Source organism: Shimia sp. R10_1 (assembly GCF_017744095.1).
Classification (GTDB): domain Bacteria; phylum Pseudomonadota; class Alphaproteobacteria; order Rhodobacterales; family Rhodobacteraceae; genus Shimia.
Genome location: NZ_JAGHQX010000008.1, coordinates 77,803 through 90,226, shown reverse-complemented (window position 1 = coordinate 90,226; position 12,424 = coordinate 77,803). Strand labels below are relative to the sequence as shown.

Annotated in this window: 15 protein-coding genes and 1 other RNA gene; 9 read left to right on the top strand and 7 right to left on the bottom strand. The window is 59.4% G+C overall.

Annotation, left to right across the window (positions count from 1 at the left end; translation table 11 throughout):
• Positions 1-68: 68 nt before the first annotated feature.
• The 6 genes from rnpB to J7413_RS15325 form a co-directional block, all read right to left on the bottom strand.
• Positions 69-448: RNase P RNA component class A (rnpB, locus tag J7413_RS15350), an RNA gene on the bottom strand.
• Between the two features lie 51 nt (positions 449-499).
• Complete coding sequence (locus tag J7413_RS15345) at positions 500-1,177, bottom strand: N-acetylmuramoyl-L-alanine amidase (protein WP_247743560.1); 678 nt, start codon at positions 1,175-1,177, stop codon at positions 500-502.
• A gap of 4 nt (positions 1,178-1,181) precedes the next feature.
• Positions 1,182-1,973, bottom strand: a complete 792-nt coding sequence (locus tag J7413_RS15340; protein WP_209099779.1) for a hypothetical protein — start codon at positions 1,971-1,973, stop codon at positions 1,182-1,184.
• A 34-nt stretch (positions 1,974-2,007) separates the two neighbouring features.
• Complete coding sequence (gene gatA, locus J7413_RS15335) at positions 2,008-3,495, bottom strand: Asp-tRNA(Asn)/Glu-tRNA(Gln) amidotransferase subunit GatA (RefSeq protein ID WP_209099778.1); 1,488 nt, start codon at positions 3,493-3,495, stop codon at positions 2,008-2,010.
• A gap of 69 nt (positions 3,496-3,564) precedes the next feature.
• A complete protein-coding gene (gene gatC / locus J7413_RS15330) occupies positions 3,565-3,852 on the bottom strand; it encodes an Asp-tRNA(Asn)/Glu-tRNA(Gln) amidotransferase subunit GatC (protein WP_058239744.1) in 288 nt (95 codons plus the stop codon).
• 85 nt (positions 3,853-3,937) lie between these two features.
• Positions 3,938-4,615, bottom strand: coding sequence for a ceramidase domain-containing protein (locus J7413_RS15325; RefSeq protein WP_209099769.1), 678 nt, complete (start codon positions 4,613-4,615; stop codon positions 3,938-3,940).
• A gap of 81 nt (positions 4,616-4,696) precedes the next feature.
• Here J7413_RS15325 and J7413_RS15320 point away from each other — a divergent pair, with 81 nt between their 5' ends.
• From J7413_RS15320 to J7413_RS20740, 4 genes are all read left to right on the top strand, one after another.
• Positions 4,697-5,392 carry a metal-dependent hydrolase gene (locus J7413_RS15320; RefSeq protein WP_209099767.1) on the top strand — a complete coding sequence of 232 codons (696 nt, stop codon included), beginning with the start codon at positions 4,697-4,699 and terminating at the stop codon, positions 5,390-5,392.
• Entirely contained in the window at positions 5,392-5,664 is a 273-nt protein-coding gene (locus J7413_RS20750; protein WP_348538763.1) for an aminopeptidase P family N-terminal domain-containing protein, read from the top strand. Before J7413_RS15320 ends, J7413_RS20750 begins: the two co-directional genes overlap by 1 nt.
• 90 nt (positions 5,665-5,754) lie before the next feature.
• Entirely contained in the window at positions 5,755-6,216 is a 462-nt protein-coding gene (locus J7413_RS20745; RefSeq protein WP_348538762.1) for a M24 family metallopeptidase, read from the top strand.
• A complete protein-coding gene (locus J7413_RS20740) occupies positions 6,173-6,505 on the top strand; it encodes a M24 family metallopeptidase (protein ID WP_348538770.1) in 333 nt (110 codons plus the stop codon). Before J7413_RS20745 ends, J7413_RS20740 begins: the two co-directional genes overlap by 44 nt.
• 5 nt (positions 6,506-6,510) lie before the next feature.
• Here J7413_RS20740 and J7413_RS15310 read toward each other — a convergent pair whose 3' ends face one another.
• Positions 6,511-6,960: a nucleoside deaminase gene (locus J7413_RS15310; RefSeq protein ID WP_209099765.1), complete on the bottom strand. Its 450-nt coding sequence runs from the start codon at positions 6,958-6,960 to the stop codon at positions 6,511-6,513.
• 76 nt (positions 6,961-7,036) lie between these two features.
• Here J7413_RS15310 and J7413_RS15305 point away from each other — a divergent pair, with 76 nt between their 5' ends.
• The 5 genes from J7413_RS15305 to J7413_RS15285 all read left to right on the top strand — a co-directional run bounded on the left by J7413_RS15305 (position 7,037) and on the right by J7413_RS15285 (position 12,362).
• Positions 7,037-7,924, top strand: coding sequence for a pseudouridine synthase (locus tag J7413_RS15305; RefSeq protein ID WP_209099763.1), 888 nt, complete (start codon positions 7,037-7,039; stop codon positions 7,922-7,924).
• A gap of 216 nt (positions 7,925-8,140) precedes the next feature.
• Positions 8,141-9,031, top strand: coding sequence for a 5-bromo-4-chloroindolyl phosphate hydrolysis family protein (locus J7413_RS15300; RefSeq protein ID WP_209099761.1), 891 nt, complete (start codon positions 8,141-8,143; stop codon positions 9,029-9,031).
• Positions 9,032-9,060: 29 nt separating this feature from the next.
• Positions 9,061-10,257, top strand: a complete 1,197-nt coding sequence (locus J7413_RS15295) for a toxic anion resistance protein (RefSeq protein WP_209099759.1) — start codon at positions 9,061-9,063, stop codon at positions 10,255-10,257.
• A gap of 20 nt (positions 10,258-10,277) precedes the next feature.
• Positions 10,278-11,174, top strand: coding sequence for a DUF2927 domain-containing protein (locus J7413_RS15290; protein ID WP_209100036.1), 897 nt, complete (start codon positions 10,278-10,280; stop codon positions 11,172-11,174).
• Between the two features lie 24 nt (positions 11,175-11,198).
• Entirely contained in the window at positions 11,199-12,362 is a 1,164-nt protein-coding gene (locus tag J7413_RS15285) for an SPFH domain-containing protein (RefSeq protein WP_209099757.1), read from the top strand.
• Positions 12,363-12,424 lie beyond the last annotated feature (62 nt).

Genomic DNA, 12,424 nt, shown 5'->3' with positions numbered 1-12,424 from the left:
ATCCAAAACCCTTGCGCATCAAGAAAACACGCACATGACGCAGGGGCAGCAACAAAAAACAATATTGTATGCACAGAGGGCCTGTAAGCCGGATTCTGTTGCGTTGGGTTGCCCCGACGCCAATGACCATTCGTCTAGGATGCCTGTTACCAGACACCTCCAGCTGCCAACCCGGATCTGCTCGGGGCAAGACACCCCTGTGGCCGAGGCCACGCGCGATCCCTATTTGGCATTGCTCCCGGTGGGGCTTGCCGTGCCGCTGCTGTTGCCAGCCGCGCGGTGGGCTCTTACCCCACCGTTTCACCTTAACCCTGACGGATCAGGGCAGTCTGTTCTCTGTGGCGCTTTCCCTCGGGTTGCCCCGGCCGGGCGTTACCCGGCACCGTTGCCTTGTGGAGTCCGGACTTTCCTCACGGGCTTGCGCCCCTGCGGCCATCCAGCCCTCTGTGCAAGGTTTGCCCTATGGCGTCACAACGACATCGTCAACCATTTTGACCTGTCAGGTCGACACAGCACTGCGCCAGATGGGCCTAAAATCCTCGGAAACCAGTTCCCCCTCAGCCCACGGCCGAAACCGCAATCGCACAGCCGCCAACAGTGTTTCGTCAGCCACATCTCCGCTGTAGCCATGTCGCTTCGCGATTTCTCTAAACCGAGACATCTCAACGTCTTGCGGCACCGCATCTGTCCCACGCTTTTCCGCAAGCCCCAACATTTCGAGCCGTTGCCAATCAAACCGAGCGCCAGGATCAATCTTGCGGCCCGGCGCAACATCGGAGTGGCCAATGACTCCTTTAGGTCCAATATTCCAACGCAGCATAATGTCATTGAGAAGCCGCTCTAAGGCGCTCATCTGCGCCGCTGCAAACGGATGATCTCCGCAATTTGACAACTCAATACCAATTGAGCGAGAGTTCACATCCTTGCAACCGCGCCATTCCCCAGCGCCTGCATGCCAAGCGCGCATCTCCTCGTCGACCAGTTGGGTCATCTCTCCATGGGGCGAGATAACATAGTGCGCCGAAACTTCCGCCTGTGGGTTGCAAAGCCAATCAATCGCAGCCTGCGTAGTTGCCATCGCGGTGTAGTGAATGACGATCAGTTCAGGCTTGGCCCCATCACGGCGCACACCAAAGTTCGGAGAAGGATGTTGCTTTATCTCGAGGCAATCTGCCAAAGGATCAATTCCGGGCAGCCTTGCGGAAAGGCGCTGGATCCCAAGCACACGCATAGCCGTCGCCGTCTGGATCTACACCGAGGCGGTCAACACGCGGACCACCGCGCTCTAAGAATGCGAGCTGCGCCGCCTGATCACTGCCAAATTTCGCACATGCTTTTTGGTAGCGAGACGATCCTGCCAAACCCAGACGGCTGTGGACCTTTGTGCCCCGCGGATGGTTGGTTGCGAGCGCATAGGCAACCACATTGGGCCCCTGCGCGCCGGAACGGGTGGGCACAGCAGTGGGCGCGATAACGGTGTAATTCGCCTGATTTTGCGCACGCAGTGCGGCGTCTGCCTCAATTGATCTGCGCTCGCCGACCGCCGCAAAATCGTTTTCGTCAGAAATGCCCGGATTGGAGAAAACCTGCGGCGCAGGGTTTGACGGGCTTGCCTCCAGTGGCAAGACGCCGGAATTTGACGAAGCCGCTGCCAACGCCGCTGTTGTTTCACTGGCTATCGTGGCCGCTTCTGAAGACGCTGTTGGCACCGCAACTGAAGTGGTTGCCAAGGGGGCCGCAGGTGCAGGCGGCGCGGATGCCACTTGCACTTGAGGTGCGGGCGGGACTGTCTCTGTGGAGACAGCTTGGGCCGATGGCAAAGCAGTGCCACTCAATGGAGTGGTTTGCCGTGCCCCGGACTGCGGTGAGTTTACCGCATTGTCAAAACCCACGCCCGCCGCGCTGTCAGGAATGCGCGGCTGGCACGCCGCCAGCGCCAAAACGGCGCAGATTGCCCCAAATGTTCGTGTCATCTCTGCTCTGCCTGCTTGTTGCTTGGCAGAGGGCTTACCACCATTTGCCCGGTTTGGCCACAAATCCAGCTGCCTGCTCCAGCGCATAAGCGGTGTTCAGCAAATCGCCTTCTTCCCATGGGCGCCCGATGAGCTGCAGCCCCAGCGGCAGACCTTGGGAATCGAGGCCCGTTGGCACAGAGACCCCCGGCAGACCGGCGAGGTTCACAGTCACGGTGAAGACGTCGTTCAGATACATCTGGATCGGATCGGCTTCAGACATTTCGCCGAGGCCAAAGGCCGCAGAGGGGGTGGCCGGCGTGAGAATCGCATCGATGCCTTGGGCAAAGACAGTCTCAAAATCCTGCTTGATCAGCGTGCGCACGCGGCGGGCACGGTTATAATACGCGTCATAGAAACCGGCGGACAGCACATAGGTGCCGACCATCACACGGCGCTGCACCTCGTGGCCAAAGCCTTCGGCGCGGGTCTTTTCATACATCTCGGTGATGCCGTCACCTGCCGCCAAAGTGGCGCGGTGGCCGTAGCGCACACCGTCGTAGCGCGCGAGGTTGGAAGAGGCCTCCGCAGGCGCAATCACGTAGTAGGCTGGCAGTGCGTATTTGGTGTGCGGCAGAGAGATGTCGACGATCTCAGCACCGGCCGCTTTCAGCATGTCAATGCCGTCCTGCCACAGCTTGTCGATCTCCGCAGGCACGCCGTCTAGACGATATTCTTTCGGGATCCCGATTTTCTTGCCGCGAATATCGCCAGTCAACATGGCTTCAAAGTTTGGCACAGCGAGTTCCGCACTGGTGCTGTCTTTGGCATCATGGCCGCACATCGCTTCCAGCATAATCGCCGCGTCACGCACGTCTTTGGTCATCGGTCCAGCCTGATCGAGCGAGCTGGCAAAGGCCACGATGCCCCAGCGGGAGCAACGGCCATAGGTTGGCTTGATACCTGTGATGCCGGTGAAGGCCGCTGGCTGACGGATGGAACCGCCGGTGTCGGTGCCTGTGGCCGCAAGGCAGAGGTCTGCCGCAACAGCTGCCGCTGATCCGCCAGAAGAGCCGCCCGGCGTCAGCGCGGTGTCATCATTGCCGCGACGCCATGGGTTCACTGCGTTGCCGTAAACAGAAGTCTCGTTGGAAGAGCCCATCGCAAACTCATCCATGTTGAGCTTGCCAAGCATCACGGCACCCGCGTCCTGCAGTTTTTGGGACACGGTGGATTCATATTCTGGCTTGAAACCTTCGAGAATGCCGCTGGCCGCCTGGCTTGCCACACCTTTGGTGCAGAACAGATCTTTGATGCCAATCGGCAGACCGCACATGTCCGGCGCGTCGCCTTCGGCAATGCGCGCATCTGCTGCCTTCGCGCGCTCCAGCGCGATTTCCGGCGTTTTGTGCACATAGGCGTTCAGCGCTTCGGCATCATCAATGGCTTTCAGAAAAGATTCGGTCAGCTCAACAGAGGTCACTTCGCCCGCGCGCAGTTTGTCACGTGCTTCTGCCAGCGTCAGTTTGGTCAATTCGGTCATTTCGGTCGCCTCTCTCTGGGGCAAAATTCGGTTCAGGTGGCTGGATTTGGATCAACGGCAGGGGCCGGATCACTCCACCACTTTTGGCACAGCAAAGAAGCCTTCGCGCGCATCTGGCGCGTTCTTCAGGATTTTCTCCTGCTGATCGCCATCAGAAATCACATCTTCGCGGCGCTTTAAGCGCATCGGGGTGACAGAAACCATGGGCTCCACGCCTTCAACATCCACTTCATTGAGCTGCTCAATGAACCCCAGCACAGCGTTGAACTCCTGCGCCAGCGCGGGCAGGTCTTTCTCTTCAACCTTGATCCGGGCCAGTTTGGCCACTTTGGCGGCGGTGCTTTCATCAATCGACATAGGGCAAGACTCTTTTGTTGCGGGCTTACTGCGAACGTATCCTCAGCCTTTAGCGCGCGCACCGCATCGGTGCAAGCAGTTGGCCTCATTGGGCGCGTGTGCCAGCCTGTTGCACGATATGGCGGCGCAAGACTTCAATCATCCAGCCCAACATGACGCCATTGAGCACATGCCACATAAAATGAGTGCCAAAGGGCACCGCCTCGCACATCGGCATGTCCAGCGAACGGAAGGTGAGAGAGGCGAGCAAAATGCCGCCCCCAATCGCCAAACCGCGCGCCACGCCAGGCAAGCGTCCTCTCAGCGCGAAGGCATACCCTAGGATCATCACGGGCACGGGCATATAGGCGGCCGAGACCCCAAGCAGTGGCAGCTGGGAAAAAAGTGGGATGGTCAGCGCGGCATAGGGGAAGAATCCGAGCGTGGCCACAGAAGCCCAGAGCGGGCGCAGCCGCCAATAGTGCCGGTTGGCCGCGTAAATATAGAGCAGCACATAGATCGCGATCGGCGCCACATCCGCCACTCCGGCCCAGCGCGTGGCGTAGGTGTGAAACAGAAAACTGCCAATGCCGATGAGCGCAAGAATGACACAGAGCGTGCGCGCCAGTGTTTTCCCGCCACCCGCGGGCATATCGCGCAGACGCCCCCACATCCAGAGTGCGGCCAGAACAAAGGCGGCATTTGTCACCGCATTCACGGGTTCCGCCCAGAACGCTGGCCCCATGCGCTCACAATAGGCGTCCACCTGCGCTGTCCAATCCATGTGGCCTGCCCCTTCTGTCCTGGTCTCTTTTCTTGTCACGCGCCCGTGCTAGTCTGACCATACATCAGAAGGAGAAACAGTATGAAAATCATCTGGCTGGGGCATGGCTCCTTTCGCATTGAAACCGCCAATCTGGTGCTGCTGATCGATCCTTGGCTGACAGGAAATCCGATGTTGCCTGAAGATCAGCATGAGGCCGCTGTCGCAGGGGCAACGCACCTCATCCTGACCCATGCACATTTTGACCATGTGGCCGACATGCTGCCGCTGGCGCGCAAGCTGTCCTGCCCCATCGTTGGCCAATACGACCTGATGGCCTATTGGAATGAACACGAGCATCTGGAAACCATCGGCTTTAACAAAGGCGGCACGGTAGAGCTGGGAGACGGGGTTACCCTCGCTATGGTTGCGGCGTCGCACAGCTCCACCTTCGGCAGCGATGAAGGGCCGAAGGCGGCAGGCTCCGAAGTGGGCTATATGCTGAAGGCGGAAGGGCGCACGATCTATATCTCCGGTGACACAGACATCATGGCCGATATGGACTGGATGGGAGACTATTATCAGCCCGACATCGGCATCCTGTCTGCGGGTGGTCACTTTACGATGGACATGAAAGGCGCAGCCTACGCGGCCAAGCGCTATTTCAATTTCAAGACCGTGATCCCGTGCCACTACCGCACCTTCCCGATTCTGGCGCAATCCGCCGATGATCTGCGCGCGGGTCTGCCGGATGTGGAAGTCATCGAGCCAGAGGTCATGCGGGCCATCGACATCTGATGCCCGCCACTGACTTTACCGCAGAAGAATACGCCGCGCGCCTCACCAAGACGCGCCGCGCCATGGCGGCGCAAGGCATCGACACGCTGATGGTAGCGGACCCTTCCAACATGGCCTGGCTCACCGGATATGACGGCTGGAGCTTTTACGTGCCGCAGGCGGTGATTGCCCCTGCGGCGGGGGATCCGATCTGGTGGGGCCGCCCACAGGACAAGGCAGGCGCGGCGCAAACCACATGGCTGTCGGCAGACAACCTCCTTGATTGGCCATAGGCGCATGCCCAACACCCTGACCATCACCCTTATGAGGCGCTGGTTGCACATCTTCAGGCGCGCGGACTGACCCGCAACATCGGCTTGGAGATGGACAACTATTACTATTCCGCCAAATCCCATGCGGTGCTGACGCAGGCGTTTGGACCGCTCATTGATGCAACCAGCCTCGTAAACTGGCAACGCGCGGTCAAGAGCCCTGCTGAACTGGCGATGATGCGCAAAGCCGGACAGCTCACCGCGCATATGCATGCCACTTTGCGTGCCGGTTTTCGCGCAGGCCGCCGCAAAAACGAGCTGGTCGCAGAGGTGCAAGCCGCTGGGATCGCGGGCATCGAAGCCTTTGCCGCCCACATCACCTGGAACGACCGCCCACTTCGCTCTGGTGAAGCGACCTATTTTGAAATCTCAGGCTGCTTTCACCGCTACCATTGCCCCGCCAGCCGCACGCTCTACATGGGCGCCCCCCAGCAGATATCCGCCGCGCCCAAGAGGCTGTGTTGCGGCAATAGAGGATGCTTTTGGAGCGGCCAAACCCGGAGCCACCTGTGAAGAGGTTGCCGGCTGCGTCTATGACAGCTTTGCGCGTGCGGGCTATAAAAAGGACAATCGCACCGGCTATCCCATCGGCCTCAGCTACCCACCGGATTGGGGGGAGCGCAGCATGAGCCTGCGCCCCGGCGACACCACAGAGCTGGAAGCGGGGATGACATTTCACTTGATGCCCGGTCTTTGGACACCGGATTGGGGCGTGGCCATCACCGAGAGCTTTGTTGTCACCGAAACTGGCGGTGTGCCGCTGGCAGAGATCCCGCGCGAGATTTTCATCGAAGATGGGTAAGCGGCTCAGCGCCGCGCGGCAAAAAAGTCCTTAAGCAACGCCTCACATTCCGCCGCTGCGAGACCATCGTAAATTTCAGGAATATGATGGCACTGGGGGTGGGCGAACACCCGAGGCCCCTGCGCCACACCACCGCTTTTGGGATCGCTCGCGCCATAATAAAGCCGCGCGATCCGCGCCTGGCTGATCGCGCTGGCACACATCGGGCAAGGCTCCAGCGTCACATAGAGGTCACAGCCGACCAAACGCTCGCTGCCAAGCGCCACGCAGGCCGCGCGCATGGCCAGAATTTCGGCATGTGCGGTCGGGTCATGGTCTTCGCGTGTGCGATTGCCTGCCTTTGCCAACACCTGCCCATCCGGACCAACAACCACCGCACCCACGGGCACCTCGCCGCGAGTGGCGGCGGCGCGGGCCTCTGCCAGCGCAAGATCCATGTGGGAGGTGAATGTCATATCCCTGACATGCCTTGCCGCGCGCGGCTGCGCAATCCCCCTTTCCCGCTTGCGCATTCCCAGCTACATGGGGGCCATGAGTCAAAAACCGCCCTCCTCCCGCCGCGCTGGCAAACCACAGCGCCCGCAACGCCCTGCAAAAACCGGCCAACGCGCCGCCAAGCCCGCTGCTGGAAAACCCGCATCGGAACAGCCGCGCCCAAATGGCGACCGTATCGCAAAGGTATTGGCGCGTGCAGGCATTGCGTCGCGGCGCGATGCCGAGCGCATGATCGAAGCTGGCCGAGTGAGCGTGAACGGAAAGAAACTTACAAGCCCAGCTCTGAACGTGACAGACAAGGATCGGATCACTGTCGACGGCAAAACGGTCGGAACACCAGATCATGAGCGGCTTTGGCTCTATCACAAGCCCACGGGTCTTGTGACAACAAACCGCGACGAAAAGGGCCGGGAAACGATCTTTGACAAGCTGCCCGAAACCATGCCGCGTGTTATGACCGTTGGTCGACTCGACTTGAATTCCGAGGGCCTCCTGCTGCTGACCAATGATGGTGGCGTCAAACGCAAGCTGGAACTGCCAAGCACAGGATGGTTGCGCAAGTACCGGGTGCGTGTGAATGGCCGTCCAACGGAAGACACCTTCGCCCCCTTGCGTAAAGGCATTGAAATCGAAGGTGAACGCTTCCAACCCATGGAAATCTCACTCGATCGCCAGCAAGGCGCAAATGCCTGGGTGACCGTAGGTTTGCGCGAAGGCAAAAACCGCGAAATCCGCCGCGCGATGGAGGCCATCGGTCTCAGTGTGAACCGCCTGATCCGCACGTCTTATGGCCCATTTCAACTTGGCCAACTCAAACCCGGTGAGGTCGAAGAGGTACGCCGCCGCGTGGTGCGCGATCAGCTCGGGCTGGAAGGCGCAGTACTACCCGAAACGCGCCGCAAGCCGACACGGCACCGACGCTAAACCATTTGCGCACTCGCGAAGGCGCAAATGGGCAATCATCCGCGAGAATGCGCCAATGAAACCGAACTTCCCCCTAGCCAGAGAGAGGCAGAGTTCTTAAGTTTATCGACAACTTAGCAGGGGATCGCACCACATGTCTTCAAGCGGCTTACAAAGACTGGCCTTCGGATTGCTTGTGGTGCTTATTTTTTACGTCGCCATCACTGGAGGCGCATAATGGCGCAAAAATTCGGTGGTAAATATAGCCCAAGCGGTCACGCAAAAACTCCAACAGCCGCCTCAAACGGTGGGTTTCGTGACGCAAAACGCAGCCGTGTAGGTGGCCGCGCAAACCTGCTGTTCATTGCACCGCTACCATTGATTTGGCAGGCTTTTTCCTCACAGCCTATTGTAATGGCGCAATACATTGCGGCGCTGGGTATCTTGTTGCTGGCAGCCTGGATGACTCGCGAAGGCCTGCACGCGCAAGAAGCGTATGACGCGCGCAAAGTCGCTCGACGCCCTGCGTTGCCACGGAAAATTCTCGGCTCACTCCTCACGGCCGCAGGTCTCGGTTTGGCGGGCATCGCAGGTCACGGCCCCATTGATGCGCTGATTTTTGCAAGTCTTGGCGGCATTTTACACAGCTTTGCCTTCGGTCTTGATCCTTTGCGCGACAAAGGCATGGACGGCGTAGACACCTATCAAACTGATCGTGTGGCCCGCGCAATTGAGGAAGCCGAAGACCATCTTGCAGCGATGCGCGAGGCAATTTCGCGCGCAGGAGACCGCGCACTTGAAAGACGTGTTGATGCGTTTCAGGCAACCGCGCGTGATCTGTTTAGAACCGTCGAAGAAGATCCGCGCGATCTTACAGCCGCACGCCGCTATCTTGGGGTTTATCTTCTGGGAGCGCGTGACGCGACCATCAAATTTGCCGACATTTACCGCCGCACTCAGGACCAAAAAGCCCGTGAGGACTTCGCTGCGTTGCTAGATGATCTAGAAAAGAACTTTGCCGCCCGCACCCAAAAACTGCTGTTGGAGGATCGGGGGGATTTGAATGTTGAAATTGATGTCCTGCGGGAGCGCCTTGAACGTGAAGGCCTTCATCAGGGCGATCTGTAACACTGTGTTGACCCGGAGAGGTACCTGACATGTCTGATACTGTGCGCAAAAAGGCTGAAGCAGCTTTGGCGGAAATTACCGAGGCCACCGTGTCCCTCCCCGAGCCTGCCGAGGCAAATGCCGTGGTGCCAATGGCAGATGCGGACGCCCCCATGTCCGCCGAAATCAGCAAGCGCATGGCGGAGCTCGACATGAGCAACACCAACTCTATTGTGTCCTTTGGGTCCGCGGCACAGGCAGAGCTGCAAACAATTTCGCAATCCATGCTACAAGACGTGCGCAACAAGGATGTTGGCCCCGCTGGGGATAGTCTGCGCAACATTGTCACAACGATCCGGGGGTTCTCCGTCTCCGAGTTGGATGTGCGTCGCGAACGTAGCTTCTGGGAAAAGCTCATGGGGCGGGCCGCACCCTTTGCGAAATTCACCGCCCGGTTTGAAGAGGTGCAAGGACAGATCGACAAAATTACAGACGATCTACTCACCCACGAGCATACCCTGCTCAAAGACATCAAGTCGCTCGACCTGCTTTATGAGAAAACTCTGAACTTTTACGACGAGCTGGCGCTTTATATTTCCGCTGGCGAAGCCAAAATTGGCGAACTCGACAGCACCGACATCCCCGCCAAAGAAGCAGAAGTCGCGGCGGCAGACGAAAACGCCCAAGTCATGAAAGCCCAAGAACTACGCGATCTGCGCGCGGCGCGCGATGATCTTGAACGCCGGGTGCATGATCTGAAACTGACCCGTCAGGTCACCATGCAGTCCCTGCCCTCAATCCGCCTCGTGCAAGAAAACGACAAATCTCTGGTCACCAAGATCAACTCAACCCTGGTCAACACGGTCCCCCTCTGGGAAACCCAGCTGGCACAGGCCGTGACCATTCAGCGCTCTGCCGAGGCGGCGGCAGCAGTGCGTGATGCCAACGACCTCACCAACGAACTGCTGACGGCCAACGCCAAGAACCTGCGCGACACCAACAAGGCTGTGCGCACTGAAATGGAGCGCGGCGTGTTTGACATTGAGGCGGTCAAAACCGCCAATGCGGAGCTGATTGCCACCATCAATGAATCGCTGCAGATCGCGGATGCGGGAAAAGCCAAACGCGCCGCTGCGGAAGAGGACATGAAGAAGATGGAAGCAGAGTTGCGCGACACTTTGGCCTCTGCAAAAGCCCGTCAGGACGGTTTGGGGGACACCGCTGCAACCTCCGTGCCCAAGGCGTGAGACGCGCCTCTACCATAGCGATGGGGCTTGCCTTGGGCCTTCTGGCCGCTTGTGAGGAAACAAGCGTATATCGTCCCGCGCCAAAAGCACCCGCGCCAAAGCCGGTGACAGTCGAAAGCGAGATGCTCGCCACCTACTACAGTCAGGTGCAGGCCGATCTGCTGGCGCGGGGGCTTTTGCGCACCGATGGTGGCGGGCCCGACACCCCTTTTACGCCCGACATGCTGGCCCGCAACTTTGAACAGATCGCATTTTATGACGAATATGTTCTGGATGCCGGTCTTGAGCGCGCCTCAGCAACACCTGGGCAGCTGCGCCGCTGGGAAGGCCCGGTGCGTGTCAATTTGGAATTTGGCCCTTCTGTAGCAGAGAGCAAACGCGCGACAGATCGGGAAACCGTGGCCGCCTATATCCCCAGACTGGCCCGCGTCACCGGCCACCCTGTGCGTCAAACCAATGGTTCGGGCAACTTCCACATTCTGGTGATGGGATCTGAAGATCGCGCCGCGCTTGAAAGGCGGCTTGATACGCTGTTGCCCAATGCCTCCGCGCAAACCCGCGCGCTCTTCACAAACGCCCCGCGTTCGATCTACTGCTTTGTCGTTGCGCAAGCTTCCGGCACAGAGCCAAATGTTTACACCTCCGCGGTGGCCCTGATCCGCGCGGAACACCCCGATTTGCTGAGGAAATCCTGCCTCCATGAAGAGATTGCGCAAGGCCTGGGCCTGACCAACGACAGCCCGCGCGCGCGGCCTTCGATTTTCAATGACGACGAAGAATTCGCTCTGTTGACCACACATGACGAGATGCTGCTCAGCATGCTTTATGATCCACGCCTTGCGTCTGGCATGAATGCCGAGGACGCACGCCCCGTGCTTTACACCCTCGCCCGCGAACAGACTGGGCAGGGATTTTGACGCGCCCATTGAAAGGACCAAATAATGGGAATTTTTGATTTTCTCACCGGCGAATTTATCGACGTCATCCATTGGGTGGATGACACCCGCGACACGCTGGTCTGGCGCTTTGAACGCGAGGGCCATGAGATCAAATACGGCGCCAAACTCACCGTGCGCGAAGGGCAATCTGCGGTATTTGTGCATGAGGGCCAGCTGGCGGATGTGTTCACGCCGGGGCTTTACATGCTTGAAACCAACAACATGCCGGTGATGACCACGTTGCAGCACTGGGATCACGGCTTCAAAAGCCCGTTCAAATCCGAGATCTACTACGTCAACACCACCCGCTTCGCCAATCTGAAGTGGGGCACCAAGAACCCGATCATGGTGCGTGATCCGGAGTTCGGTCCGGTGCGTCTGCGCGCCTATGGCACCTATGCAATCCGCGTGGTTGATCCGGCGCGGTTCCTCACCGAAATTGTGGGCACCGATGGCGAATTCACCATGGATGAGATCAGCTTCCAGATCCGCAATATCATCGTGCAGGAATTCTCCCGCGTGATCGCGGCCTCCGGTATTCCGGTGCTGGACATGGCGGCCAACACCGCGGATCTGGGCAAGCTGGTGGCGGCGGAAATCTCTGGCACCATTGCCGAATACGGTCTCGCAATCCCTGAGCTCTATATCGAAAACATCTCGCTGCCAGCCGCTGTGGAGGCCGCGATGGACAAGCGCACTTCGATGGGCATTGTCGGCGATCTGGGCAAATACACGCAGTTTTCCGCCGCAGAGGCGATGACCGCCGCCGCGCAGACGCCAAACTCGGGCATGGGTGCGGGCCTTGGCATGGGGATGGGCATGGCGATGGCACAGCAGATGGCGGCACAAACCGCGCAGCCCCACGCCGCCCATCAGCCCGGACCATGGGGCGCCCGCCCTGCCGCGCAGGCAGCGCCCACTCCGCAGGCGGCCCATGCGGCCCCGCCCCCGCCGCCACCGGTGGAACATGTCTGGCATGTCGCCGAAAACGGCCAGACCCGAGGCCCATTCTCCAAAGCCGCTCTGGGCAGGATGGCCTCCGCCGGAGAGATCACCCGCCAGACCCATGTCTGGACCGCCGGTCAGGACGGCTGGAAACACGCCGAAGACGTGGCGGAGCTGGCCCAGCTTTTTACCATCCTTCCGCCCCCACCACCGGGAAGCTGAACTAAAGATTCCAATTGCTCGGCTGCGCATACGTTCTTGATGCCGCAGCCGGGCGCAGCACT

Bases quoted from the DNA above. Each gene is read 5' to 3' on its own strand.
- J7413_RS15340 (WP_209099779.1), bottom strand. From the start codon at position 1,973: ATGACACGAACATTTGGGGCAATCTGCGCCGTTTTGGCGCTGGCGGCG.
- gatA (WP_209099778.1), bottom strand. From the start codon at position 3,495: ATGACCGAATTGACCAAACTGACGCTGGCAGAAGCACGTGACAAACTG.
- gatC (WP_058239744.1), bottom strand. From the start codon at position 3,852: ATGTCGATTGATGAAAGCACCGCCGCCAAAGTGGCCAAACTGGCCCGG.
- J7413_RS15325 (WP_209099769.1), bottom strand. From the start codon at position 4,615: ATGGATTGGACAGCGCAGGTGGACGCCTATTGTGAGCGCATGGGGCCA.
- J7413_RS15320 (WP_209099767.1), top strand. From the start codon at position 4,697: ATGAAAATCATCTGGCTGGGGCATGGCTCCTTTCGCATTGAAACCGCC.
- J7413_RS20750 (WP_348538763.1), top strand. From the start codon at position 5,392: ATGCCCGCCACTGACTTTACCGCAGAAGAATACGCCGCGCGCCTCACC.
- J7413_RS20745 (WP_348538762.1), top strand. From the start codon at position 5,755: ATGGACAACTATTACTATTCCGCCAAATCCCATGCGGTGCTGACGCAG.
- J7413_RS15310 (WP_209099765.1), bottom strand. From the start codon at position 6,960: ATGACATTCACCTCCCACATGGATCTTGCGCTGGCAGAGGCCCGCGCC.
- J7413_RS15305 (WP_209099763.1), top strand. From the start codon at position 7,037: ATGAGTCAAAAACCGCCCTCCTCCCGCCGCGCTGGCAAACCACAGCGC.
- J7413_RS15300 (WP_209099761.1), top strand. From the start codon at position 8,141: ATGGCGCAAAAATTCGGTGGTAAATATAGCCCAAGCGGTCACGCAAAA.
- J7413_RS15295 (WP_209099759.1), top strand. From the start codon at position 9,061: ATGTCTGATACTGTGCGCAAAAAGGCTGAAGCAGCTTTGGCGGAAATT.
- J7413_RS15290 (WP_209100036.1), top strand. From the start codon at position 10,278: ATGGGGCTTGCCTTGGGCCTTCTGGCCGCTTGTGAGGAAACAAGCGTA.
- J7413_RS15285 (WP_209099757.1), top strand. From the start codon at position 11,199: ATGGGAATTTTTGATTTTCTCACCGGCGAATTTATCGACGTCATCCAT.